General features: G+C 70.5%; 20 protein-coding genes and 1 pseudogene. 7 read left to right on the top strand and 14 right to left on the bottom strand.

The window, feature by feature from the left end:
- Nucleotides 1-80: 80 nt before the first annotated feature.
- Both M3Q35_RS33990 and M3Q35_RS33985 read left to right on the top strand, forming a co-directional pair.
- Nucleotides 81-997, top strand: a pseudogene (locus M3Q35_RS33990) (ParA family protein).
- On the top strand, nucleotides 994-1,983 hold the full coding sequence (locus M3Q35_RS33985; protein WP_273936621.1) for a ParB/RepB/Spo0J family partition protein: 990 nt from the start codon (nucleotides 994-996) through the stop codon (nucleotides 1,981-1,983). The pseudogene M3Q35_RS33990 and the gene M3Q35_RS33985 overlap by 4 nt, the downstream one beginning before the upstream one ends.
- Before the next feature lie 220 nt (nucleotides 1,984-2,203).
- Here the strand turns inward: M3Q35_RS33985 and M3Q35_RS33980 are convergent, their stop codons facing one another.
- Both M3Q35_RS33980 and M3Q35_RS33975 read right to left on the bottom strand, forming a co-directional pair.
- Nucleotides 2,204-3,157, bottom strand: a complete 954-nt coding sequence (locus tag M3Q35_RS33980; protein WP_273936620.1) for a D-alanine--D-alanine ligase family protein — start codon at nucleotides 3,155-3,157, stop codon at nucleotides 2,204-2,206.
- 21 nt (nucleotides 3,158-3,178) lie between these two features.
- On the bottom strand, nucleotides 3,179-4,498 hold the full coding sequence (locus M3Q35_RS33975) for an aminotransferase-like domain-containing protein (RefSeq protein ID WP_273936619.1): 1,320 nt from the start codon (nucleotides 4,496-4,498) through the stop codon (nucleotides 3,179-3,181).
- A gap of 155 nt (nucleotides 4,499-4,653) precedes the next feature.
- Between M3Q35_RS33975 and M3Q35_RS33970 the strand changes: the two genes are divergently transcribed.
- Nucleotides 4,654-5,292: a GNAT family N-acetyltransferase gene (locus M3Q35_RS33970; protein WP_273936618.1), complete on the top strand. Its 639-nt coding sequence runs from the start codon at nucleotides 4,654-4,656 to the stop codon at nucleotides 5,290-5,292.
- Between the two features lie 42 nt (nucleotides 5,293-5,334).
- Here the strand turns inward: M3Q35_RS33970 and M3Q35_RS33965 are convergent, their stop codons facing one another.
- The 9 genes from M3Q35_RS33965 to M3Q35_RS33925 form a co-directional block, all read right to left on the bottom strand.
- Nucleotides 5,335-6,480 (bottom strand): N-acetylmuramoyl-L-alanine amidase, encoded by a 1,146-nt coding sequence (locus M3Q35_RS33965; protein WP_273936616.1) that lies wholly within the window; start codon nucleotides 6,478-6,480, stop codon nucleotides 5,335-5,337.
- Nucleotides 6,481-6,685: 205 nt separating this feature from the next.
- Entirely contained in the window at nucleotides 6,686-7,012 is a 327-nt protein-coding gene (gene trxA / locus M3Q35_RS33960; RefSeq protein ID WP_273936615.1) for a thioredoxin, read from the bottom strand.
- Between the two features lie 33 nt (nucleotides 7,013-7,045).
- A complete protein-coding gene (gene trxB, locus M3Q35_RS33955) occupies nucleotides 7,046-8,023 on the bottom strand; it encodes a thioredoxin-disulfide reductase (RefSeq protein ID WP_273936614.1) in 978 nt (325 codons plus the stop codon).
- 111 nt (nucleotides 8,024-8,134) lie between these two features.
- On the bottom strand, nucleotides 8,135-8,968 hold the full coding sequence (locus tag M3Q35_RS33950; RefSeq protein WP_273936613.1) for a hypothetical protein: 834 nt from the start codon (nucleotides 8,966-8,968) through the stop codon (nucleotides 8,135-8,137).
- Nucleotides 8,965-9,576, bottom strand: a complete 612-nt coding sequence (sigM, locus tag M3Q35_RS33945; RefSeq protein ID WP_273936612.1) for an RNA polymerase sigma factor SigM — start codon at nucleotides 9,574-9,576, stop codon at nucleotides 8,965-8,967. The genes M3Q35_RS33950 and sigM overlap by 4 nt, the downstream gene beginning before the upstream one ends.
- A 67-nt stretch (nucleotides 9,577-9,643) precedes the next feature.
- Complete coding sequence (locus M3Q35_RS33940; RefSeq protein WP_337960502.1) at nucleotides 9,644-11,212, bottom strand: protein kinase family protein; 1,569 nt, start codon at nucleotides 11,210-11,212, stop codon at nucleotides 9,644-9,646.
- A gap of 70 nt (nucleotides 11,213-11,282) precedes the next feature.
- Nucleotides 11,283-12,941, bottom strand: a complete 1,659-nt coding sequence (gene murJ, locus M3Q35_RS33935) for a murein biosynthesis integral membrane protein MurJ (RefSeq protein WP_273936611.1) — start codon at nucleotides 12,939-12,941, stop codon at nucleotides 11,283-11,285.
- Entirely contained in the window at nucleotides 12,938-15,133 is a 2,196-nt protein-coding gene (locus M3Q35_RS33930) for a DUF6049 family protein (RefSeq protein ID WP_273936610.1), read from the bottom strand. Before M3Q35_RS33930 ends, murJ begins: the two co-directional genes overlap by 4 nt.
- On the bottom strand, nucleotides 15,130-15,660 hold the full coding sequence (locus tag M3Q35_RS33925) for an NUDIX hydrolase (protein WP_273936609.1): 531 nt from the start codon (nucleotides 15,658-15,660) through the stop codon (nucleotides 15,130-15,132). Before M3Q35_RS33925 ends, M3Q35_RS33930 begins: the two co-directional genes overlap by 4 nt.
- A gap of 92 nt (nucleotides 15,661-15,752) precedes the next feature.
- Between M3Q35_RS33925 and M3Q35_RS33920 the strand changes: the two genes are divergently transcribed.
- The gene (locus M3Q35_RS33920; protein ID WP_379794393.1) at nucleotides 15,753-17,204 is read left to right on the top strand and encodes a CCA tRNA nucleotidyltransferase; all 1,452 of its coding nucleotides are present in this window, start codon (nucleotides 15,753-15,755) and stop codon (nucleotides 17,202-17,204) included.
- A 16-nt stretch (nucleotides 17,205-17,220) separates the two neighbouring features.
- Here M3Q35_RS33920 and M3Q35_RS33915 read toward each other — a convergent pair whose 3' ends face one another.
- The gene (locus M3Q35_RS33915) at nucleotides 17,221-18,504 is read right to left on the bottom strand and encodes an MFS transporter (protein ID WP_337960501.1); all 1,284 of its coding nucleotides are present in this window, start codon (nucleotides 18,502-18,504) and stop codon (nucleotides 17,221-17,223) included.
- A gap of 72 nt (nucleotides 18,505-18,576) precedes the next feature.
- Here M3Q35_RS33915 and M3Q35_RS33910 point away from each other — a divergent pair, with 72 nt between their 5' ends.
- Complete coding sequence (locus M3Q35_RS33910; RefSeq protein ID WP_273936608.1) at nucleotides 18,577-19,149, top strand: YqgE/AlgH family protein; 573 nt, start codon at nucleotides 18,577-18,579, stop codon at nucleotides 19,147-19,149.
- A gap of 19 nt (nucleotides 19,150-19,168) precedes the next feature.
- Here the strand turns inward: M3Q35_RS33910 and M3Q35_RS33905 are convergent, their stop codons facing one another.
- A complete protein-coding gene (locus tag M3Q35_RS33905) occupies nucleotides 19,169-19,573 on the bottom strand; it encodes an SdpI family protein (protein WP_273936607.1) in 405 nt (134 codons plus the stop codon).
- A gap of 66 nt (nucleotides 19,574-19,639) precedes the next feature.
- On the opposite strand from M3Q35_RS33905, the gene M3Q35_RS33900 reads away from it, so the two are divergent.
- Nucleotides 19,640-20,800 carry an esterase-like activity of phytase family protein gene (locus M3Q35_RS33900; RefSeq protein ID WP_273936606.1) on the top strand — a complete coding sequence of 387 codons (1,161 nt, stop codon included), beginning with the start codon at nucleotides 19,640-19,642 and terminating at the stop codon, nucleotides 20,798-20,800.
- Here M3Q35_RS33900 and M3Q35_RS33895 read toward each other — a convergent pair.
- Nucleotides 20,797-22,047 (bottom strand): outer membrane protein assembly factor BamB family protein, encoded by a 1,251-nt coding sequence (locus tag M3Q35_RS33895; RefSeq protein ID WP_273936605.1) that lies wholly within the window; start codon nucleotides 22,045-22,047, stop codon nucleotides 20,797-20,799. The two genes, M3Q35_RS33900 and M3Q35_RS33895, sit on opposite strands and share 4 nt — an antisense overlap.
- A gap of 265 nt (nucleotides 22,048-22,312) precedes the next feature.
- On the opposite strand from M3Q35_RS33895, the gene leuS reads away from it, so the two are divergent.
- Nucleotides 22,313-25,117 carry a leucine--tRNA ligase gene (leuS, locus tag M3Q35_RS33890; protein ID WP_273936604.1) on the top strand — a complete coding sequence of 935 codons (2,805 nt, stop codon included), beginning with the start codon at nucleotides 22,313-22,315 and terminating at the stop codon, nucleotides 25,115-25,117.
- Nucleotides 25,118-25,134 lie beyond the last annotated feature (17 nt).

Below are 25,134 nucleotides of genomic sequence, written 5' to 3'. Positions count from 1 at the left end.
CACCGCATGTTCCACGTGAAACAGCGCGACTCGCAGAGGCACACGACGGGCCCGTCGGAGCCGGAGAGGTACTACGCCCGATGAATCCAGCAATGAGCGAGTCGGTCATGGCCGGCGAAGGCGCCACCTGGACTCCGATCGAAGCCGAGGCCCAACGCGCCGCCAAGGTGCTGCACCCGGATTCGTTGAAGCTCCCCGCCCGGCCCACCGCCGCATCATGACGGTGGCCAACCAGAAGGGCGGCGTCGGCAAGACGACCAGCACGGTCAACCTGGCCGCCGCGCTCGCCCTGCACGGCCTGAAGACGCTCGTGATCGACCTCGACCCACAGGGCAACGCCAGCACCGCCCTGGCCATCGAACACCGCTCCGGCACGCCCTCGGTCTACGAGGTGCTGATCGGCGAGATCTCCATCGCCGACGCGGCGGCGGTCAGCGAGCAGTCGCCCAACCTGTACTGCGTGCCGGCCACCATCGACCTGGCCGGCGCGGAGATCGAACTCGTCTCCATGGTGGCCCGCGAGTCCCGCCTCAAGGAGGCGCTGTCCAACGAGGCGCTGGACGCGCTCGGTATCGACTACGTCTTCATCGACTGCCCGCCCTCGCTCGGCCTGCTCACGGTCAACGCGCTCGTCGCGGCCAAGGAAGTGCTGATCCCGATTCAGTGCGAGTACTACGCGCTGGAGGGGCTCGGCCAGCTGCTGCGCAACATCGATCTCGTCAAGGCGCACCTGAACCCGGCGCTGGACGTCTCCACCATCCTGCTCACCATGTACGACGGCCGCACCAAGCTGGCCGACCAGGTGACCAGCGAGGTGCGCGGCCACTTCGGCGACACCTGCCTGCAGACGGTCATCCCCCGCAGCGTGAAGGTCTCGGAGGCACCGGGCTACGGCCAGACGGTGCTGGCCTACGACCCGGGCTCGCGGGGCGCGATGAGCTACCTGGACGCCGCCCGTGAGATCGCCGACCGCGGCACCGAGATGGAGAGCGCATGACACCGCCGGAACGCAAGGGCGGCCTCGGCCGCGGCCTGGCCGCACTGATCCCGCAGGGACCACCGGCGAGCGAGGCCAACGGGTCGAGCGCCCCGGTCGGCGTCCTGCCGGATGCCGCTCCCCCGGCGGTGGTCGGTGGCAACACGGTGGCCGGCGCGGTCTACCGCGAGGTGCCGATCACCGAGATCAAGCCCAACCCGAAGCAGCCCCGCCAGGTCTTCGATGAGGAGGCGCTGGCCGAGCTGGAGCACTCCATCCGCGAGTTCGGCCTCATGCAGCCGATCGTCGTGCGGGAGCTGGGCCGCGGCTCGTACGAGTTGGTCATGGGCGAGCGCCGCTGGCGCGCCTCCCAGCGGGCCGGCCTGGACGCCATCCCGGCCATCGTGCGGCAGACCGCCGACGCCGCGATGCTCCGCGACGCGTTGCTGGAGAACATCCACCGGGCGCAGCTGAACCCGTTGGAAGAGGCGGCGGCCTACCAGCAGCTGCTGGACGAGTTCGAGGTGACGCACGAGGAGTTGGCCTCGCGCATCGGCCGCAGCCGACCGGTCATCACCAACACCATCCGGCTGCTGAAGTTGCCGCTGCCCGTGCAGCGTCGCGTCGCCGCCGGCGTGCTGTCGGCCGGCCACGCCCGGGCGCTACTCGGTCTGGAGGACTCCGGCGCGCAGGAGGACCTTGCCGCCCGCATCATTGCCGAGGGGCTCTCGGTCCGGGCGACCGAGGAAATGGTGACGCTGGCCAAGAACGAGGCGCCGGCCAAGCCGAAGCCCGCTCCCCGCAAGCCCATCCACGCGCCCGGTCTCCAGGACCTCGCCGACCGCCTGTCGGACTCGTTCGACACCCGGGTGAAGGTCGAACTCGGCCGCCGTAAGGGCCGCATTGTCGTCGAGTTCGGCTCGGTCGACGACCTCGAGCGCATCGTCGGCCTCATCGCGCCGGATGCGACAAATCAGACACGAATTGGGGAGATCCCATCACCCTGACGACTTACGTCACGGTGACGATGGACAAAAGTGGGGCAGGAGAGGCGCCCGGTGGCCGAGGAGAGCGCGCCGGGCGGCGACACTGTTTCACGTGAATCCAGCCGAATCGCGAAGCGCCACGTCTTGATCGGGAACCGGCGCGGAGCACAGGCCGCGGCGCACATGAGGTCGACCGGCCGGGTGGCTCGGCTGCCGGAGGGCAGCCGAGCGCGAGGGTGGGTCAGCGGGAGCCGCGGGTGAGGGCGCGTTCGATCAACCCCGCGAAGGTGTCGCCCAAGGAACGGCCGGCGGCCTCGATGGCCATGGGGAGCAACGAGGTCTCGGTGAGGCCGGGTGAGACGTTGACCTGGAGGAAGTTGACCGTGCCGTCGGGGGCGACGATGGCGGTGGTGCGAGAGACGTCGCGAAGGCCGAGCAGGCGGTGGGCGGCTACGGCTAGCTCGCCGACCTCGGTGCTGGCGGCGGACGAGAGCCGGGCGGGAGTGTGGAACTCGGTCAGGCCGGCGGTGTAGCGGGCGGTGTAGTCGTAGGTGCCGGTGGTGGGACTGATCTCGACGGCGGGGAGGGCCTCGGGACCGTCAGGGCCGTCGAGCACGCCTACGGCGACCTCGATGCCGGCGACGAACTGCTCGGCCAAGACGGTGTCGCCGTAGGCCAAGCAGCCGACCATGGCGGCGGGAAGCTCGGAAGCCTCGCGGACTACCTGGGTGCCGAGGGCGGAGCCGCCCTGGTCGGGCTTGAGGATCAAAGGCAGGCCGATGCGGTCGACGAGAGCATCGAGCACAGCCTGGGCGCCGAGCTCCCGGAAGGTGCTGTGGGGTAGGACGACCCAATCCGGCGTGGTGAGACCGACACGGGCCAACTCAGCCTTGGCAGTGGGCTTGTCCCACGCCCGACGGCAGGCCCGGGAGTCGGTCCCGACGTAGGGAACGCCGAACATCTCCAAGATCGACTGGATGGAGCCGTTCTCGCCCTCACCGCCGTGCAAGGCCACCACGACGGCGTCAGGACGGTTGCTACGCAGGCGCTCCAGGAGGCCGGCGTCGGCATCCCACTCCTCGACGGTCAACCCGACCGAGCGAAGGGCGGCCGACAACCGGCGACCCGAGCGCAACGACACATCCCGCTCGTGCGACAACCCACCCGACAGCACGGCGACCCAACGATCCGACATGGAAGCCACCGTAGATGACGGTCAGGCGGTGTCCGGAGTCGGCGTCTGCGCGCCGGACAGGCGGCGGTGCTGCACGGTGCCGAACGTGTTCAGCAGCTCCAGTTCCCCCTCCAGCACGGCGGCGAGGCGGCGGACGCCCTCACGGATCCGCTCCGGAGTGGGGTAGCAGTAGGACAGCCGCATCTGCCGGCTGCCGAAGCTGTCGGCGTAGAACGCGGTGCCGGGCACATAGGCCACGCGCTGCGTGACGGCCCGCGGCAGCATGGCCTTGGTGTCCAGACCCTCGGGCACGGTCAGCCACACGTAGAAGCCGCCCTGAGGCTTGGTCCACGTGCACCCGGCCGGCAGCTGCTGTTCCATCGCCGCCAACGTGGCGTCCCGGCGCTCCCGGTACGCCTCCCGGTAGGTCTTGATCTGGCCCTTCCAGTCGTGCTGCGACAGGTAGCGGCTGACCACGGCCTGGGTGAAGGCGGGCGGGCACAAGGTCGCGGACTCGGCGGCCAGCACCAGCTTCTCGCGCACGGCGTGCGGAGCGAGAACCCAGCCGACCCGCAGGCCCGGGGCGAAGGTCTTGGAGAACGAACCGAGGTAGACCACGTTGGTCGGGTCGGCCGAGCGCAGCGCCGGATAGGTCTGCCCGTCGAAGCCGAGCAAGCCGTACGGGTTGTCCTCGACCACCAGCACGTCGTGCTGGGCGCAGATCTCCAGGACCTCGGCCCGCCGGGCCACGGACAGCGTGACGCCGGCCGGGTTCTGGAAGTTCGGGATCGTGTAGAGGAACTTCACCCGGCGACCGCTGGCCTTGACGGCGGCCAGGGCCTGGCGCAGCGCCTCGGGCACCAGGCCGGCGTCGTCCATCTCGACGTGCACGACCTGCGCCTGGTAGGCGGTGAAGGTGCCCAGCGCGCCGACGTACGACGGGGCCTCGGCCAACACGACGTCACCCGGATCGCAGAAGACCCGGGTGACCATGTCCAGCCCCATCTGGGAGCCGACGGTGACCACCACGTCGTCGGGGTGCGCGGTGATGCCCTCGAGGGCCATCACCTCGCAGATCTGCTCGCGCAGCTCGACGGTGCCCTGGGCCGAGCCGTACTGGAGCGCGGTCAGGCCGTCGGTGGCGATCAGCTGGCCGACGTCGGCGGCGAGCGAGTCGAGCGGAAGTGCGGAAAGATAGGGCATGCCGCCGGCAAGGGAGACAACCTCGGGGCGGCTCGCCACCGCGAAGAGCGCTCGAATCTCAGATGCCGTCATGCCCGCCGTGCGCGCCGCGTAGCGGCCGAGGTGCGGGTCGAGGCTGCGTCCGGCCTGGTGCGCCGGCTGAGATCCGGTGTCGCTCACGCCTGCCTCCCTCAACTTGTGAGGCGTGGTAGATCAGATGAGTGTAACGGGCGTCCCGATCGGGGCTGAGTCCTTCCGACGCTCGTCACACCAGCCTATGCTGGTCCGGTTCCCGTGTGGTGACGCGGGTTCCGAGTCTGCGCGTGGGAGGTCGGGTGTCGCGGCGCGTTGTGGGCGTCACTCTGGACAACCTGGAGCACCTCCCCAAGCGGTGCCGCAAATGCGTGTTCTGGGAGCTGGCGCCGCACCTGAAGGAGCAGGCCGAGGAGTACGGCCAGACCGACTTCGAGAAGGAAGCCTGGGTCTCCAGCGTGCTGCTGGAGTGGGGCTCCTGCGGTCGGATCATCTACGTGGACAACGTGCCGGCCGGCTATGCCATGTACGCGCCGCCGAGCGCGGTGCCCAGGGCCGTCGCCTTCCCCACCGCCCCGGTGTCGGCCGATGCCGTGCTGCTGACAGCGCTGCGCGTGCTGCCCGAGTTCGAGCGGGGCGGCCTGGGCCGGGTGCTGGTGCAGGCGGTGGCCAAGGACCTCACCCGCCGCGGCGTGAAGGCCATCGAGGCGTTCAGCGACGCGTCCATCGACGACGAGGCCGGCTGCGTGATCCCGGCCAACTTCCTGCTCTCCGTCGGCTTCAAGACGGTCCGCCCGCATCCACGCTGGCCCCGGCTGCGCCTGGAGCTGCGCACGGCGCTGTCGTGGAAGGAAGACGTGGAGGCGGCGCTGGAGCGGCTGCTCGGCACCGTGACGATCACCGGTGTCGGCAGCGCCGAGCCCAGTCTTCGCCCGGCATGACAAACGCCCCGCTGGCCAGCGGGGCGTTTGTCGATTTAGTGCTTACTCGGCTTTGGCCAGCTCGTGCCGGATCAGGTCGGCGAAGGTGAAGGTGCCGGTCGGCTGGTCGTTCTCGCCCAGCAGGTACAGCCGCTTCACCGCGACCAGGATGCCCTCGGCGACGGTGTCCCGGAACGCCGGATCGGCCAGCTTGGCCCGGTCCCCCGCGTTGGTCAGGTAGCCGACCTCGACCCGGACCGCCGGGCAGCGCGTCATGCGCAGGATGTCCCAGGTCCGGCCATGCGTGCGGCAGTCCGGCAGCCCGGTGCGGGCCACCAGCTCGCGCTGGATGAATCCGGCCAGCGTCTCGCCGACGGTGGACGTGGTGGTGCCGTTGCCGGTGCCGTAGTGGAACGTGGCGACGCCGCTGCCCTGCGGGGAGGCGTTGGCGTCGGTGTGCAGCGACAGGATCAGGTCGGCGCCGGCCTCGTTGGCGAACCGGGCCCGCTCCTTCTCCGGCGGGCACTGGTCGGGCCCGCGGGACAGCAGCGCCTCCATGCCGGTGGCCTGCATGCGGCCCTCCAGCCGGCGGGCCAGGTCCCACACCAGGTCGGCCTCGCTGTGCGTGCCGACGACCACGCCACGGTCCCGGCCGCCGTGGCCCGGGTCGATCACGATGCGCTTGCCGCGCAGTCGCGGCCCGGCCCGGCGGACCTGCTCCTGCTCACGCAGCAGCACCGGACGGCCACCGCGCACCTTGGGCGTCAGCTGGCGCAGCGCGCGCACCGTCTCGGCGCCGCAGATGCCGTCCGTGGTCAGGCCGTACTCGCGCTGGAAGTTGCGCAGCGCCAACTCGGTCTGCTGGTCGAAAACGCCGGTGTGCCGGCCCGCGTCGAAGCCCAGCTCCAGCAGTCGCTCCTGCAGGGCGGCGACGTCGTCGCCGGTCAGCGGGTGCGACACCAGGTAGGTCAGGGGTCGGTCGCCGAGCTGGTAGGTGGCGGCGCGCAGGGACGCGTAGGTGGCCGGGCCGACCAGACCGTCGGTGATCAGGCCCCGCTGCTGTTGGAAGGAGCGGACCGCGTGCTCCACCTCGGCGTCGAAGACCACGTCGCCGTCCTGCGGGTTCCCGGACAGCAGCCCCAGCGCGATGAGAGTCGACCTGATCTCGGCTACCGCCGGACCGACGTCACCGCGACGGAGAACCTGCATACACCCTCGCTCGTCTAGGGCGCCGGATACCTCCGGCGCGGTGTGTGACGCTTCATTGTGCCCTGTCCGTGACAATGCTCAGAACGGGGCTACTCAGAGCGTTCGGCCCATTACGCAGATGGTCCGAACGGCCCAAGACGAGCGGCGGCCCGTGCGTCGAAGGGTAAGACGCACGGGCCACTCGAAAGGGTTGCCTCGCGGCGTGTCACAGCACCTGGGAGAGCTCCGCCAGCATCGCGGCCTTCGGCTTGGCGCCGACGATCTGCTTCACCGGCTCGCCGCCCTGGAACAGCATCATGGTCGGCACCGACATGATCTGGTACTTGCGGGCGATGTCCGGGTTGGCGTCGATGTCGAGCTTGGCCACGGTCAGCTTGTCGGCGTGCTCGCCGGCGATCTCCTCCAGCACCGGCGCGACCATCTTGCACGGGCCGCACCACGTCGCCCAGAAGTCGACGAGCACCGGCTTGTCGCTCTTGAGGACGTCCTGGTCGAAGGACTTGTCCGTGACGGTGACGGTGTTGCCGGCCATGGTGATCTCCTACGGGGGTGTGAAGGGGGGACGTCAGTTGACGGGGACGGCGGTCGCCTCGGGTTCGGCCCCGGCGTCGGCGTGCTCGGCCAGCCAGCGTTCAGCGTCGATGGCCGCGGCGCAACCCGAGCCGGAGGCGGTGATCGCCTGCCGGTAGGTGTGGTCGACCAGGTCGCCGGCCGCGAACACACCGTCGAGCTTGGTGTAGGTGGACGGCGCCAGTACCTGCACGTAGCCGTCCTCGTCCAGGTCGACCTGGCCCTTGACCAGCGCGCTGCGCGGGTCGTGGCCGATCGCCATGAACAGGCCGGTCACGGCGAGCTCGGACTCCTCGCCGGTGCGGGTGTCGCGGACCTTGACGCCGCTGACCGTGGTGTCGCCGAGCACCTCGAGCACCTCGGTGTTCAGCACCCACTTGATCTTGTCGTTGGCCCGGGCCCGCTCCAGCATGATCCGGGAGGCGCGGAACTCCTCGCGCCGGTGGATGACCGTGACGCTGCGGGCGAAGCGGGTGAGGAAGGTGGCCTCCTCCATCGCCGAGTCGCCGCCGCCGACCACCGCGATGTCCTGGTCGCGGAAGAAGAAGCCGTCACAGGTGGCACAGGCCGACACGCCACGGCCGAGCAGCTTCTGCTCGCCGGGGATGTCCAGGTAGCGAGCGGCCGCACCCATGGCCAGCACCACCGCGCGGGCGGCGTGGCGGACGCCGTTGGCGGTGACGTACTTGATCTCGCCGGTCAGCTCGACCTGCTCGACGTCCTCGGTGCGCAGCTCGGCGCCGAAGCGTTCGGCCTGCGCGCGCATCTGCTCCATGAGCTCGGGGCCCATGATGCCGTCGCGGAAGCCGGGGTAGTTCTCCACCTCGGTCGTGGTCATCAGGGCGCCGCCGAACTGGGTGCCCTCGAACACCAGCGGCTCCAACTGCGCCCTGGCCGCGTACACCGCCGCGGTGTAGCCCGCGGGGCCGGACCCGACGATGATCAGGTTCCGGACTTCTGATTCCGCCGCCACTGACACGACCTCCGTATCGCGCTCGCCAGACACTGTGTTGAACGCGATGGTAGGTGTCCGGCATTCCACACCGGAGAGTGACGGCCGGCACCAGGCCGGCCGTCGCCCCGTCTAGCGCCCGCCGATGGTCGTGTTGGCGAAGGTCGCCGGGTTGCCGGCGGCGCAGTCGTTGCCGACGACCAGCAGCTGGTAGCGGACGGCCTGACCGGTCGGGAGCAGGAACATCACGGCCGGTTTGCCGTCGATGGTGGCCCGCCGGCCGAAGATCGGCTTGGTCTTGCCGTCAAGGCCGTTGGCGGCCAGGCAGGCGCTGAGTTTGGCGGTATCCGTGAACGGGCCGTAGTCGTGCGCCCCAACGGCTTTGAGGCCGGCCCCGGGCAGCTCGTCGCTGCGCAGGGCCACCGGACCGGTGTTCTGCGGGTCGGTCTGGATGCTGGTGTTGGGAATGGCCTGCGGGGTGCCGGTGGTGACGGTGCCGGGCAGCGTGACGGCCACGATGCCGATCGCCACGGCCGCGGCGGTGACCACGCCGCCGGCGATGCCCAGCAAGCGATTGCGGCGACGACGGGCGGCGGCCAGGTCGACCACCGGCGCCATCGGGCCGGAGGGCTGCTGCGGCGCCACGGCCGGCCGCAGGGGCACGGGCGGCGGCACGGCGCCGGTCAGGGGCGGCACGGGACCGGTAGCCGGCGGCATCGGCGTGACGGAGACGGGACCGCTACGGGCGGCGGCCTCGGCGGCCAGCGCGGCGTCCAGGCGAGCGGCGACGTGGTCGGGCATACGCATCGGCGGCAGCGCCGACAGCTCGGCCTGGGTGGCGTCCAGGGCGGCCAGCACGGCCAAGGCGTCGGCGTCGAGCCGGGACCGGTCGCCGCCGTCCGCGTGCAGGTCGGCGAGCAGGTCAACGGACCACGGCTGCTCGCCGTGGGGCGAATCCCCGTTCATCGGCCCTCCCAGTGGCGTTGCGAGTGCGAACCCTGTGCACTACCTGGGACGTTCGCATCTGCACTTGGGTTCCGCAGGTGCCCGAGAAGTTTCGCCAGCTTCGTCCGGCCCCGGGCGCAGCGGCTTTTCACGGTGCCCTCGGCGATGCCGAGCAGCTTCGCGGTCTCCGCGACGGAGTATCCCTCGACGTCGACCATGACGATCGGCACGCGCTGCTCGTCGGGCAGCACGTGCAACGCCTCCTGGACGACCATCCGGGTCTGGAGCTCCGACACCGCGTCGCGGGGCACGCTGGGCTCCTGCGCGCCCTCCTCGGGCAGCGGCACCGTCGGTTTGCGCCGGCGGATCCGGTCGAGGCAGGCGTTCACCACGATGCGGTGCAGCCAGGTGGTCACCTGCGCCTCGGCCCGGAACGAGCCGGCGGCGCGGAACGCGGAGATGAATGCCTCTTGGAGCGCGTCAGCCGCCTCGTCCGGGTCGCGAAGGGTGCGTACGGCCACCGCCCACATCCGGTCCCGATGTCGCCTGACCAACTCCCCGAAAGCATGCGGATCGCCGGCGGCATGAGCCGCTATCAGGTCGGCGTCCGAGCTGGCGGCTGCGGTCACGTGCTGAGGATATCGGTCCTGCGTTCGGGCCCCTTGACGCGGCCGAACAGGTGATCATCGGACGGCCCTACTTGGCTCCGATGAACTTCACTTCGGACAGCTGTGAAGCCCACAGCTTGCCGCTCGGGCTCATGCTGGTGATCCATACGACGATGCGATCGCTCGGCGTCGCCATCTTCACCGGGATGATCGTGTCGCCCGCGCCCAGCACCCCGGACCCGACGACCAGGGTCTGCTGGAGCTGGGGCGTGCCGCTGGCCGCGGTGCGGATCTCGATCTTGGTGTTGGCGCTCGGCGAGGTGATCACGACCTGGGCCAGCTTCACCGGCGTGCTGAACGTCGCCATCAGGCCGATGCCGGGCTTGAGCGCCGGGAAGTTGTTCAGGTACTTGTCGGTCCGCCAGGACGTGTTGACGTCGCCGTCAACGGCCAGGCCGCCCTTGCTGGGGCTGTCCGGGTCGCTGGCCACGTTGAACACGGTGACACCGGCCGGCTTGACCGGGCCGGAGGTGGCGGTCGGGGCGTTGTTGACCGACTGCTTGGTGTCGCTGGTCGGCACCACCTGGCTGATCACCAGCGGCGGCCCGCCGTCGCCCTTGGTGTTGTTCTCGTTGAAGAAGCCGACCACCTGCATGGCGATCCAGCCCAGCACCAGCAGCGTGGCCACGGCCAGCGCGCTGACGCCGATGACCAGCTTGCGGGTGCGCCGGGAGTCCTTGACCGGCCGCTGGGTCGTCCAGACGACGTCGTCGTCGGGCTCGTCGGCCACCACCGGGATGAGCCCGGTCTCGGCTTCGGCCTCGGCGATCTCGTCCAGCACGGCCAGGATCGCGGCGCCGGTGCGGATGCCGCCGACGCTGGTGTCCTCCAGGCTGCGCACGGCCACCGTGGACAGCGAGTGCGGGACCATCGGGTGCAGGCTGCGTGGCGCGACGACGCTGCCGTTGGGGCCGACCGGCGCGGCCGGCAGTCCCTCGGGACCGCCGGGCAGCGCCCAGCGACCGGTGAGCAGCAGGTACAGGATCGCGCCGAGGCCCTTCACGTCGTCACGGGACGTCGCTTCGGCCCGCGGCCCGGGGAAGGCCAGCCGCAGCTGGCCTTCGGGGGTGACGCGGATCCGCTGCGGGTGCTCGGTGCCCAGCACGAGGCCGGCGTGGTGCGCGCCTTCGACGGCCGCGGCCAGCGGCTCCAGCAGCCGAGATGCGGTGGCGGCGGGTAGCGGCCCGTCGGCGATGAGGTCGATCAGGTCGGTGCCGTTGGTCCACTCGGCGACGACGATGCCGAGGATCTGCTCCCGCGGCGCGATGCCGTTGGCCGGGCTGAGCACGTCCAGGATCCGGGACACACCGGGGTGCGCGTAGCTGGCGGCGTGCATGGCTCGCTCGATGGTCCGTCGAACCCTTGCGGCCGCGCGCGCGTCAGCCTGATTGCCGAGCAACACGGTCAGGGCGACGTCGCGGCCCAGCTGACCGTCGCGGGCTCGCCACAGCTGCGCGTTGCAGCGGGCGTCCGTGCCGGAGTAGCTGAGCAGCCGATAGCGGCCGTCACCGACCATGCCGCCCGGCAGGAGGGCATGGCTGGGCGGCCCGGCATTGTCTCTGCCGGGCGGGGCCATCTCGGTCGGCCAGGTGCTCACCGCGTGCTTCTCCCGTCCCGCTCGGGGTCGAGGGTACGTGAAACCGGTCGGTCAGGCCCCGGGTGAACCCTCAGGTCCGCCGCACGAATCGGGTGATTCGACTCAGCGCCGGCTGTAGTTCGCGCACCCTCAGCAACGTCATCATGCCGAATGCGCACGCCAGGCCGAGCAGTCCGCCGCCGACCAGGGTCAACCAGGCACCGCCCGCGCGGTGGATACCCCCGGGAATGTATCGGGTAACCACCAGGGCCACGGCCAGGGCGGCGGCCGCGCCCCAGACCGAGCTGACCCCGGTCTTGACGTAGGTCTTCACCACCCGGCGGCTGCCGAGCTTGCCGAACCGGCGGCGCAGCCACAGCTCCCCCATGACCATGCCGATGGCGTAGGTGAGTCCGTTCACGCAGGCGATGCCGTAGACCACGTCCTCGGGCGGCAACACGAACGGACACGCGAAGGTCAGCGGGACCTGGAAGACCACCATCAGGAGCCGCAGCACGGTCGGCGTGCGCGAGTCGTTGAACGCATAGAAGACCCGGAGCTGGAGCAGGGTGACCGCGTAGGGCAGCAGCAGGAAGGCCGATGCCGTCACGCCCAAGCCGAGCTCGAAGGCACCCGAGGACTCGGAGGACTTCAGCGAGAACAGGGCCACGCCCATGGCCGGCCCGAGCACGGTCATCAGCGCGCTGATCGGCACCAGCATCACGGCGGTCAGCCGGCTGCCCTGGGACAGGTAGTCCAGCACCCCGGGCACATCGCCCTCGGCGGCGGCCTGGCTCATCTTCGGCATGATCGCGGTGAGCAACGACACGCCCAGCACGCCGTAGGGCACCTGGAGCAGGTTCCACGACTGGAGGTAGATCGACAGCCCGCCGCCGGCCGCGCCGGTGGCCACCCGAGTCGTCGCCCACACCGTCACCTGGCTGACCAGCACGTAGCCGAAGGCCCAGCCCATCAGCCCACCGAACTGGCTGATCCGCTTGTCCCAGCCCCACCGCCAGCGCAGCTTGAAACCGCTGCGCAGCAACGCCGGCACCAGCACCAGGGCCTGCGCGGCCACGCCGACCGAGCTGCCGATGCCCAGCACCAGGAACTTGGCGTCGGTGAAGTGGAACGGGTTCAGGTCGCGGTCGCCGGGCACGATCACGTACGCGGCCAGCGTGCCGAACATGATCACGTTGTTGGCCACCGGGGCCCAGGCCGGCGCCTTGAAGATGTTCTGCGCGTTGAGGATCGCGCAGAACAGGGCGCTGACCCCGTAGAACAGGATCTCCGGCAGCACCAGGTAGCCGAACGCGGTGACCACCTCGGGCCGGGACTGGCCGGTCGAGTCGTCGACGAACACCTTGGTCAGCAGCGGCGCGCAGGCCACCGCCAGCACGGTCACCGCGAGCAGCAGGACGGTGCCCATGGTGACCAGGCGCTGGGTGTACGCGACGCCCTTGTCCTCGTCGTCGTGCCTGGCCTTGATCAGGACCGGGATCATCACGCTGGTCAGCACGTTCCCGACGAACAGCTCGTAGATCATGTTCGGGAAGTTGTTGGCCGCGTTGTAGGCGTCCTGGGTGGCGGTGATGCCCAGCAGCACGGTCAGCGCCAGCCGCCAGCCGAAGCCGGTGACCCGGCTGATCAGCGTGGCGACGGCCATCGAACCGCTCGCCTTGGCCAGCGACGGGGTTTCCTCTCCCTGTAGGTCCGCCGCTCGGATGACGATCGTCGCCGGCTCGCTCAACTCTCGCTCGACCTCTCGTCGCCGGGCACGCCGGCGGTCAGCTTCTCGTGCACGGGCGCGTGGGCCGGCTCGGTGACCTCGGCGGTGGCCTCGGCCGGCGGTTGCGCCTTGCGCTTGCGGGACGCGGTGATCCGGCGGTAGATACGGCGTCCGGACAGGCCGAACAACGCCGCGGCGGCGATGCCGGTGATCACCAGGTTGACCGTGCCGAACGCGGTCGACGACAGCTCGATGCGCGCCGGGCCGCCCAGCACGGTCTCGCCCGAGGTGGTGGACAGCGACGCGGTCACGGTGAACCGGCCGCTGCGCGCCACCGACGAGTTGAGCAGCACGTCACGGGGCAGGCCGGCGGAGATCCACTGGTAGGTCGGCGCGGCGCTGACCCCGCTCAGCGGTTGCAGCTTCACCGCCACCTTGACCCGGACCCGCAGGTCGTTGACCAGGCGTACCGGCAGCGGGCTGTCCTCGGAAGCCAGCGTGATCGGGCTGCGTGGCTGCTCGATGCGGACGTGGCCCACGATGTCGCTCAACATGCCGGCCGGCACCGACAGCGCCGTCGCGGCACCGGCGTCGTTGCCGCGCCAGGCGCCGGAGGAGGCCCGCAGCAGGGCGTCGAAGGTGGGCGACATCTGCTGCTCGGGCGTGAAGGTCGAGGTCGTCTCCTGCTGCATGGAGTTGTAGAGATCCCACGCGTGAGAGGTCGCCTCGGCCACGTTGTGCGTGGCGAACTCGGACAGCTCCGCGCCCTGGGCCGAGTAGCCGGGAGCCACCTTGGCCGTCGGCGTCGGGCCGGACGCCAGCGTGGGCAGCCCGGCTGGCGTCAGGTACTGCTGGTCGACCATGGTCGACACGCCGTTGAGCAGCGACGACGCGTCCGCCTTGGACGCGGCCCACTGGTGCGGCGGGGCGACGACGATCGGCGCCGCCGAGCTGGTGTGCAGCAGCATCGCCGACAGCGCGGCCGCCGGGCCGTTGGCCAGTGCGGCCGTGACCAGGTCGTCGAGGCGAATGACCCGGGGGCCCTTGTCGCCGAGCTGCGTCGGATCGGTGCCCGGCACGGTCGCCGCGGACAGCAGCACGGTGCTGACCTTGGCCCCCTTGAGCAGGTCGCTGTCCAGCGTCTGCTGCGAATTATCGGTGAACGCGGCCAGCGTCTTCGGGTCCAGCTGGCCGTCGATCGGCCAGGTCATGCCGGTCAGCGCGGCAATGCCCAGCGCCTGCTTCAGCACGTTGTCGGCCAGCGCGTACTGCACGAGCGAGGTCGCGCCGGCGCGGGCCAGCGCGTTCAGGTCGGCGTCGGCCCCGGGCAGCGCGAACACGCACCGGCCCGGCACGTCCTGCTTGAGGCGGTCCAGCCAGGCGTGGGCGGCGGCCTGCCCCTTGCCGGCGACCGGGCCGCCCGGCGTCTGCACGCGGTAGCCGGCGGCCATCGACTGCACGGTCGTGACCAGGTCGGGGTCGACGGCCAGGCAGATGGCCTGGGTCAGCCCGAACGGGGCCTGCTCGTACGCGGCCAGCAGCCCGTCCAGCCGACCGCCCGCGGCCAGCTCACCGGCCAGGTCGTCGTCGGTCAGCACGGCGTTGCCGGCGGTGTCGGCGGTGACCAGGTGAGGCCGGTCGGACAGCGGCCACAGCACGCTGACCTTGGCCGGCGTGTTCGGCTTGCCCATGGCCTCGCCGCCGGGCAGCGACAGCACCGGCAGTACGGTGGTGGCCTGGCCGATCTTGGCCAGCCCGCCGAAGTCCGGCACGCCGTTCACGTTGACCAGCAGCGGGTACACGCCGGGCGTGTCGACCTCGAGGCTGTTGGCGCTGCGGCCGTGCAGGGTCACGTTGATGGTGAAGCTCACCGACTGGCCGGGCGTCAGCGACGGGGCGGCGGGCTGGAAGTTGCTGAACTTCACACCAGCCTTGGGCTTGGACAGGGCGGTGCGCAGCCCGTTCTCGTCCAACCGGTCCCCGCGCTCGAGGCGCACCTCGGCATTGGACACCCGGCGGTCGCCGACGTTGGTCAGCGTGCCGCTGACCGTGATCGCGTCCGGCTGGCTCGATGTCACCGGCTCGGGTGTCACCTGGGTGATATCGATCTTGATGCGGTTCTGCTGGTCGGACTCCTGTGCGGTGGCATTCGACGGGGCCAGCGTCAGCGTCGCGATGCCGGCGGCCGCCACCGCGGCCAGCAGCTTCCTCACGCCGACTCCGCCCCGGAACGCTCGCCGGCGGCTGACCCGTCGGAGAGCAGGTCGAGCGCCAGCCGCACCAGGCGGCGCTCGTCGGCGTAGGCGAGCAAGTCGTCCAGCTCGCCCAGCGGCACCCATGCCACCTCGGTGACCTCCACGTCCTCGTCCGATAGTTCTCCGCCCACCGCTTCGAGCAGGAAGTGGTGGACCGTCTTGTGCACCCGGCGGTCCTCGGCCACGAACCAGTAGTCGATCGTGCCGAGGGTGCGCAGGACCTTGCTGTCGATGCCGGTCTCCTCGCTGACCTCCCGGATGGCGGTCTGCTCGGCGGTCTCACCGGCCTCGATGTGTCCCTTGGGCAGCGACCACAGCAGCCGGCCCCGTCGGTCCAGCCGGCCAATGATCGCAGCGGCGGCGTGCGCCTCGTCGAGCACCAGGCCGCCGGCCGAGGTCTCGTCGACGGTCCGCAGCCGTCGGCCCCGGCGCCGGTTGCGGCGCCCCGGCTTGGTTCCGCCGGAACGACCGGTCGACGGGGACATGCACGCGATGGTAGTGGTCAGCCCCGTGTGCTGGCCGTTGCAGGGCGATCGCGCTCCGACACCGGCGTGCGCTACCGATACGCTGCCTTGCCGTGCCCGGTTCGAAATCCCCCGCCCTGTCCGACTCCGTGCGTGAGAATGCCGTGGTGGAACTGCTGCGTCTCGCCCCGGTGACCGAGGAGCTGGCCGCCCGCTTCGCCGAGGCCGGTCACCGGCTGTACCTGGTCGGCGGCCCGGTGCGGGACGCGATGCTCGGCCGGCCGGGCAACGACCTCGACTTCACCACCGACGCCCGCCCGCAGCAGGTGCTGTCACTGGTCCGGTCCTGGGCCGACGCGGTCTGGGAGACCGGCATCGCCTACGGCACCGTCGGCCTGGCCAAGGACGGCCACCAGCTGGAGGTCACCACCTTCCGGGCCGACAGCTACGACCGGGTCAGCCGCAACCCCGAGGTGACGTTCGGCGACTCCATCGAGGCCGATCTGCTGCGCCGCGACTTCACCGTCAACGCGATGGCGGTCGAGCTCAGCGAACGGCGCTTCGTCGACCCGTACGGCGGCACGCAGGCGCTGGCCGACAAGGTGCTGGACACGCCGGCCACCCCGCAGGAGTCCTTCGCCGACGACCCGCTGCGCATGCTGCGGGCCGCCCGCTTCGTCAGCCAGCTGGGTTTCACGCCGGCGCCGCGTGTGGTCGAGGCCATGACGTCGATGGCCGGCGAGATCACCCGTATCACCGTGGAGCGGGTGCAGACCGAGCTGTCCAAGCTGCTCTGCGGGGCGTACCCGAACCTGGGCATCGAGCTGCTGGTGACCACGGGGTTGGCCGCGCACGTGCTGCCGGAGCTGCCGGCGATGCGGCTGGAGATCGACGAGCACCACCAGCACAAGGACGTCTACCAGCACTCGCTGGTCGTGCTGGACCAGGCGATCGCCCAGGAGGAGGACGGGCCGGACCTGATCCTGCGGCTGGCCGCCCTGCTGCACGACATCGGCAAGCCGGCGACCCGGCGGTTCGAGGAGGGCGGCGGCGTCAGCTTCCACCACCACGAGGTGGTCGGCGCGAAGATGGTGCGCAAGCGGTTGCGGGAGCTGAAGTACAGCAAGGAGATCATCACCGACGTCTCCCAGCTGGTGTTCCTGCACCTGCGCTTCCACGGCTACGGCAAGGGCGAGTGGACCGACTCGGCGGTCCGCCGCTACGTCACCGACGCCGGCCCGCTGCTGTCCCGGTTGCACAAGCTGGTGCGGGCCGACTGCACGACCCGCAACAAGCGCAAGGCCCAGCTGCTCCAGCGGACCTACGACGAGCTGGAAGAGCGGATCGCCCGCATCGCCGCCGAGGAGGACCTCGCCCGGGTGCGGCCGGATCTGGACGGCAACGAGATCATGCGGCTGCTGAACGTGCCGCCGGGTCCGATCGTCGGCAAGGCCTGGACGTTCCTCAAGGACCTGCGGCTGGACCGCGGGCCACTCGAGCACGACGAGGCGGTGGCCGAGCTGTTCGCCTGGGCCCGGGAGCAGGGCGTCGACGTCCCGGAGTGATGTTTCATGTGAAACGTCAACGCGGGCTGTTGGGGTGGGCGCGGAGCACCAGGACGTAGCCGAGCAGGCCGATCAGGTACACCGCGGCGGTGCCGATCACCACGCCCGGCGACTGGCCGTTGGTCGGCACGATCGTGGCGACCACGGCCACGCCGACCACCATGGCCGCGTTGAACACCGTGTCGGACACCGCGAACACCCGGCCGCGAGACTGGTCGGCCACGTCGCGCTGGATGGCCGCGTCCACGTTCAGCTTCACGGTCTGCCCGCAGAACGTGACGACGAACGCCGCGGCCAGCAGTGACGGCACGGTCATCGGCAGACCGAACGCCGTCAGACCGATGAAGGCAACGACCAACCCGGCGCTGACCACCGTTGGCCGGCCGAATCGGCGGACCAGTCCCGGTGTGAAGAAGCCGGCCAGAACCAGCCCGGCGGCACCGGCGGCGACGGCTTCGGTCAGCCCGCCCGCGCCGGCGCGGAGCATCCCGTGACTGTGCAGCGTGTACTTCATCAACAGCACGATGACCAGCAGGGACGCGCCGTAGGCGATGCGGTGCGCGGCCAGCGCGATGAAGCCGGCGGCGACGCTCGGCACACGGAGTGCGGCTCGGCCGCCGTCGATCATGCCCTTGGCCACCGCGACGAACGCCTCGCTCGGCTCGTCCACCTCGTCCGGACCAAGCACACCGGCGGCAAACTGGGCCGCGAACAGCGCCGACACCAGCGCGCCGACGATCGCCACGGCCGTCACCTGGGCGGAACCGACGTTGCCGGCGCCGAGCACGTTGCGCAGCCCGAACGCCGTCGCGCCGCCGATCGCCGCCGCCGCGGAAGCCAATGTGGCCACCATCGAGTTACCGGTGACCAGATCCCGTGGCTCGACCACGTGCGGCAGCGCCGCCGACAGACCCGCGCCGATGAACCGGCTCGTGCCCATCACCAGCAGCGCGGCGGCGTACAGCGGGCCGTTGCTCAAGCCGAAACCGTCCGCGGCGGCGGCCAGCACGACCAGAATCACCCGAAGGAAGTTCGCCACGATCAGCAGCCGCCGCCGGTCCCACCGGTCCAGCAGCGCGCCGGCGAACGGGCCGACCACCGAGTACGGCACCAGGATCACCGCGAAACCGCCGGCGATGGCCAGCGGATCGGCCTGGCGCTCGGGGTTGAACAGCACCGCGCCGGCCAACCCGGCCTGGAAAAGGCCGTCGGCCCACTGCGAGGCGAGCCGGCAGAACAGCAGCCGCCGGAACCCCGGATCAGCCAGCATTCTGCGCACGGCGTGTCCGTCCGCGACCACGGCAGCAGACTACGTTGCGGAGATCGGCGCGGTACCCGATATCCAGCTCCCGCTTAGTGGGATCATGACGGCGTGCGCCCCGACCGCGACGTCGAGCCAGGTTCACTGCTGGTGGCCTCGCCGAAGCTGCTCGACTCCAACTTCCGCCGCACCGTGGTCTACGTGATCGACCACCGGGGCGCGGGCACGCTCGGCGTGGTGCTGAACCGGCCGAGCGAGGTTGCCGTGCACGACGTGCTGCCGGCCTGGGGTCCGTACGTCAGCCGGCCGCAGGCGGTGTTCGTGGGCGGCCCGGTGGAGCAGAAGACCGCGCTGTGCTTGGCCGCCTTGAACACGGGCGAGGACGTCGGCAGCACCGACGGCGTGATCGCCGTGCGTGGCCCGGTGGCCATGGTCGACCTCGACTCCGACCCGGAGACCCTGGTCTCGAAGGTGCGCGGGTTAAGGGTGTTCGCCGGCTACGCCGGATGGGACGTCGACCAGCTGGGCGGGGAGATCGAGCGCGGCGACTGGTTCGTGGTGGCCGGGCTGCCCGGTGACGTGCTCACGCCGCCGGGCGTCGACCTGTGGGGACGGGTGCTGCGCCGCCAGGGCATGCCGCTGGCGCTCCAGGCCAGCCATCCCGGCGACGTGCTGCGGAACTGATCTTTCGGGCAGGCCGCGGTCAGCGTTTGACCAGGCTGCAGCCACCGCAGGCACAGCCGGCGCAGCCCGCCGGTAGCGTCGGCTCCGGTTCCGGCAGGGCGTCGGCGGCCTTCGTGCCGGTGGCGGCGCCGGCGACCACGATCGCCAGCATGCCGACGACGCCGACGGCCAGCGGCACGATCGACAGCAGGGCCAGCGAGGTGGCCGCGCCGAGGATGCCGACGACGCCCGCGACCACGGTCGGCAGCCCGGACACGCGGTTGGCCAGGGTGAAGGCCTCGTCGCTGCGCATCGCCGCTTCCGTGCGCACGCCGAAGAACCGGTTGCGGCGCAGCGCGCCGCGCAGGCCGAGCGCGCCGACCACGCCGAAGGACAAGCCGACGATCAGGACAACCACCGATACCGTCGTGACTGCGAGGTTCACACCGTGGAGGGTAGGCGTTATTCGATGGCCACCAGGACTTCACCCCGGTCGTATGTGCTGCACGCCATGTTCAGACGCAGCTTCACCATCGCCGCGGTGGCCCTGCTGGCGACCGGGCTGACCGCGGGGGCGGCCGCCGCGAGCCCGTCACGGGTTCGCCTGCTCGGCGAGCAGATCGTGCCGCTCAACTTGCCGTTCCAGGGCACGACCGTCGGCGGTCTGTCGGCCATCGACCGTGATCCCCGCACCGGCCAGTACGTGCTGATCAGTGACGACCGGTCGGCGATCAATCCGGCCCGGTTCTACACGGCCAAGATCGACGTGGACGCCGCCGGCATCCACTCCGTCGACTTCACCGGGACGCACCCGTTCCTGCGTCCCGACGGCAAGACGTATCCGACGATCAAGGACTGGACCGCCACCCCGTGCACCGCCTCCCGTGAGGACTGCGACCGGGACGGCACCGTGGACCCGGAGGAGCTGCGGGTCGACCCGTGGACCGGGAACATCACGTGGAGCCAGGAGGGCGAGCGGATCCTGAGCCCGCAGCCCGTGTTGCTCGACCCGTCGATCCGCCAGGTCCGGCCGGACGGCAGCTACGTCGGCCAGTACCCGCTGCCGGTCGACGAGCGGATGAGCACCGACAACGTCGGCCCACGGCAGAACCAGACGCTGGAGGGCATCACCTACGCGGCCGCCGGCACGCTGCTGGTCAGTGAGCTGGAGGACCCGCTGCTCCAGGACGGCGCGAACCCGACCGCCACGTCCGGGGCGCTGACCCGGATCACCGTGCAGAGCCGTTTCGGCCCGGTGCTGGCCCAGTACGCGTACCCGATCGACCCGCTGTTCGCGCCGTCGCCCAGCGCCAACGACACCAACGGCGTGTCCAGCATGGTGGCCTACGACCCGATCGATCCGACCCGCTACCTGATGGTGGAGCGGGCCTTCGTCACCGGCGTCGGCAACAAGGTCCGGGTCTACGAGATCGACACCAGGGGCGCGACCAACATCAAGGACGTGGCCTCGATCGCCGGCAAGAAGATCAAGCCGGTGAGCAAGAAGCTGCTGGTCGACCTGGACACCCTCGGCCTGCCCAAGGTGGACAACATCGAGGGCATCACCTGGGGGCCGACGCTGCCGAGTGGGGAGCGGACGCTGCTGCTGGTCAGCGACAACAACTTCAACCCCAGCCAGATCACCCAGGTGATCGCGCTGGCCGTGCGCTAGGCGCCGGCTACGGCTGAGACGCCGTCCATCACGCCCACGTACGCGTGGTCCTTGGACAGCGACGCCGAGGCGTAGTCCGGTGCGGGGCCGATCTGCACCTGGCCCCGCACCGTGCCCTTGCCGATGTCCAGGGCGTAGAGGATGCCGCCGGCGGGATCGACGACCCAGACCGAGTCGAAGCTGACGGTCGGTGAACCGGTCGCGGTGACCGCGGCGGCCCAGCGCGGGGTCAGCTGCCCGGCGTTGTCGGCGATGAACGCCTTTGGGCCGCCGTTGGCGCATGGGATGACCAGCAGGTTGTCCAGCGCGGCCGGCGCGCCTTGGGACGGGCAGGTGTTCAGCTGTGACGTCACGTGCGACAGGTCGGACTGGTCCAGCACGTAGGTGATGCCGCGAATGCCCGTCACGGCCACGTGTGAGCCGATCATCGCGGGGCTGGTGGCACCGAGGTCAAAATGGTGGCCGTTGTCCTCGCCCCAGGTCGGCGGCGTGAAGATGTCGATCCGGTTCAGCTTCTCGGTGGCCAGCGCCAGCACGGAGTCGCTGTCGTCGTACTCGCCGCCGGTCGACGCACCGCCGGCGGCCGCGTAGAGCAGCCGCGAGTTGTCCTGCACGCCGCCGGCCGGGCCGTCGAAGCCGCCCTTGCGCCGGGTCGGCACCGTGTAGCTGTGGGCGTCGGTGCCGTCGGTTCTTATCGACAGGACCGTGCCCACGTAGTTGCCGCAGTCGCCGGCCAGCCCGCCGTAGGGGATGAAGACCCGGCCGTCAGCCACCGTCAGCGCGCCGGCTTGGAGGTAGGCGGTGGTGTCGCCCTTCGGCGCATCCACGTTGGCCCGCACCTCGACGGTGCCGGTGTCCAGATCCAGGCCGACCAGCGTATGGCTGCCGCCCGCGGTCTCGGCCACCGCGAACACCCGGCCGGTGAACCGGTCGTAGGCCATCGTGCCGATGATGCCGACCGGATCGATATCGCCGCAGGGCAGGCCCTTGCGGGGCATGGGGGTGCCTAAGTGGGTCTGCCATCTGATCTTGCCGGTGACCGCGTCCAGCGCGTAGACGGTGTCGCTCTGGGTGGCGGCCAGGACCAGCGCGCCGACGATCAACGGCTGGCCGTACACCGCGCCGTCCAGCTTGGTGTGCCAGGCCAGGGACAGGGTGCTCACGGGCGCGAGATCGGGCTGCGCGCCGTCGCGCTGATTGGTCCGGTTGAACGTCTGCCAGTCGCCCATCGGCACCGGCGCGACCACGGCATTGGTGGTCGCGGAGGGGGCGGGAAGAGGGTGGCGGGGGCGTCGCGGTGCAGGCCGCCACCGACAGAACCAGGCCGATCCAAACCCAGCGCATGACCTAAAGAGTGTGCGCTAAACTCGGCCCATGAGCACGGTCCGCCTGCTCCTTATTTAGCCGCGTTGACCTCCTGACGAAGCGGTCGGCGCGGCTAGCCCTCCATGCCCGTATGGGGCTGGAGGGTTTTGTGTTGTCAGGGGCAGGTACGACGAGAGGGATCTTCCGATGACCGAGCAGACCGCCGAGGCGGCGCCGGCCCACCGCTACACCGCCGAACTGGCCGGCGAGTTCGAGCGTCGCTGGCAGCACTACTGGGACGAGCGCGGAACCTTCCACGCGCCCAACCCGGTCGGCCCGCTGAGCAGCGACGCGCCGCTGCCCGCCGACAAGATGTTCGTGCAGGACATGTTCCCGTACCCGTCGGGCGCGGGCCTGCACGTCGGCCACCCCCTGGGCTTCATCGGCACCGACGTGTTCGCCCGGTTCCACCGGATGAACGGCCGCAACGTGCTGCACACCATGGGCTTCGACGCCTTCGGCCTGCCGGCCGAGCAGTACGCCGTCGCCACCGGCCAGCATCCGCGCAAGACGACCGAGGACAACATCGCCACCTACCTGCGGCAGATCCGCCGGGTGGGCCTTGGTCACGACGAGCGGCGCCGGATCTCGACCATCGACCCGGAGTACTACCGCTGGACGCAGTGGATCTTCCTGCGCATCTACAACTCCTGGTACGACGAGTCGGCCGGTCGGGCCCGGCCGATCGCCGAGCTGGAGGCCGAGTACGCCAAGGACCCGTCCTGGGCCACGCTGTCGGCCGACGAGCGCCGGGCGAAGATCGACTCGCGGCGGCTGGCCTACCTGTCCGAGGCGCCGGTGAACTGGTGCCCGGGCCTGGGCACCGTGCTGTCCAATGAGGAGGTCACCGCGGACGGCCGCAGCGAGCGCGGCAACTTCCCGGTGTTTCGGCGCAACCTGCGCCAGTGGATGATGCGCATCACCGCCTACGCCGACCGGCTGGTCGACGACCTGGAGCGGCTGGACTGGCCGGAGAAGGTCAAGTCCATGCAGCGCAACTGGATCGGCCGTTCCTACGGCGCCAGGGTGCGTTTCGCCGCCGGCTCGGAGTCGATCGAGGTCTTCACCACCCGGCCCGACACCCTGTTCGGCGCCACCTATCTGGTGCTGGCTCCCGAGCACCCGCTGGTCGACTCGCTGACCACCGCCGAGTGGCCGTCCGATGTGGACGGTCGCTGGACCGCTGACGCGGCGACGCCGGCGGAAGCCGTTGCGGCGTACCGGCTGGCGGCGTCCCGGAAGTCCGATCTGGACCGTCAGGAGAACAAGGACAAGACCGGCGTCTTCACCGGCTCGTACGCGGTCAACCCTGTCAACGGGGCCAAGGTCCCGGTGTTCGTGGCCGACTACGTGCTGATGGGCTACGGCACCGGCGCGATCATGGCCGTGCCCGGCCAGGACACCCGCGACTGGGACTTCGCCGAGGTGTTCGGGCTGCCGATCATCCGCACCGTGCAGCCGACGGAAGGCTTCGAGGGCAAGGCTTTCACCGGCGACGGGCCGGCCGTCAATTCCGGGTTCCTGGACGGCATGGACGTCGTCGAGGCCAAGAAGACGATCATCGAGTGGCTGACCGAGCAGGGCGCCGGCGAGGGCACCGTGCAGTACAAGCTGCGCGACTGGCTGTTCTCCCGGCAGCGCTACTGGGGCGAGCCGTTCCCGATCGTCTACGACGAGCACGGTGTCGCCCATGACATCCCCGTCGACCAGCTGCCGGTCGAGCTGCCCGAGGTGGACGACTACTCGCCGCGGACCTTCGACCCGGACGACCCCGACACCGAGCCGTCGCCGCCGCTGTCCCGGGCCACCGACTGGATCAACGTCGAGCTGGACCTGGGCGACGGGCCCAAGATGTACCGCCGCGACGCCAACACCATGCCCAACTGGGCCGGTTCCTGCTGGTACCAGCTGCGGTACGTGGACCCGGACAACAGCGAGCGCTTCGTCGACGCGGTCAACGAGAAGTACTGGCTGGGCCCGCGCCCGGAGATCCACGGCTCCACCGACCCGGGCGGCGTCGACCTGTACATCGGCGGCGTCGAGCACGCCGTGCTGCACCTGCTGTACTCCCGGTTCTGGCAGAAGGTCCTGTTCGACCTGGGCGAGGTCAGCTCGGACGAGCCGTACCGCCGCCTGTTCAACCAGGGCTACATCCAGGCCTACGCCTACACCGACGCGCGCGGCGTGTACGTGCCGGCCGACGAGGTCGTCGAGCGGGACGGCAAGTACTTCTGGAACGACGAAGAGGTCAACCGCGAGTACGGCAAGATGGGCAAGAGCCTGAAGAACGTCGTCACCCCGGACGAGATGTGCGACACCTACGGGGCCGACACCTTCCGGCTGTACGAGATGTCCATGGGGCCGATGGAGGTCTCGCGGCCGTGGGCGACCAAGGACGTCGTCGGCGCGCAGCGTTTCCTGCAGCGGCTGTGGCGCAACCTGGTCGACGAGGAGACCGGGCAGCTGCGGGTCACCGACGTCGAGCCGGACGAGGACACGCTGCGGGCGCTGCACAAGGCCATCGCCGGCGTCCGCGAGGACTACGCGGAGATGCGCTACAACACGGCCGGCGCGAAGCTGATCGAGCTGAACAACTTCCTGACCAAGGCCGGCTCCACGCCGCGGTCGGTGGCCGAGTCGCTGGTGCTGATGCTGGCGCCGCTGTGCCCGCACATCGCCGAGGAGCTGTGGCAGCGGCTGGGCCACGATGAGTCGCTGGCCCACGGTCCGTTCCCGGTCGCCGAGGAGCGCTACCTGGTCGCCGACACCGTCGAGTACCCGATCCAGGTCAACGGCAAGGTCAAGGCCCGCGTGACGGTGGCCGCCGACGCCGGCCAGGAGCAGGTCAAGGCGCTGGCGCTGGCCGACGCCAAGGTGGCCGAGCTGCTGGGCGGCAAGGAGCCGCGCAAGGTCATCGTGGTGCCGGGCCGTCTGGTCAACATCGTGGCGTGACGCTGATCGGGGTCCTC

It is taken from the genome of Kutzneria chonburiensis (assembly GCF_028622115.1).
GTDB lineage: Bacteria > Actinomycetota > Actinomycetes > Mycobacteriales > Pseudonocardiaceae > Kutzneria > Kutzneria chonburiensis.
The sequence above is the reverse complement of the archived record's forward strand: the minus strand, read 5'-3'. Positions and strand labels throughout refer to the sequence as shown.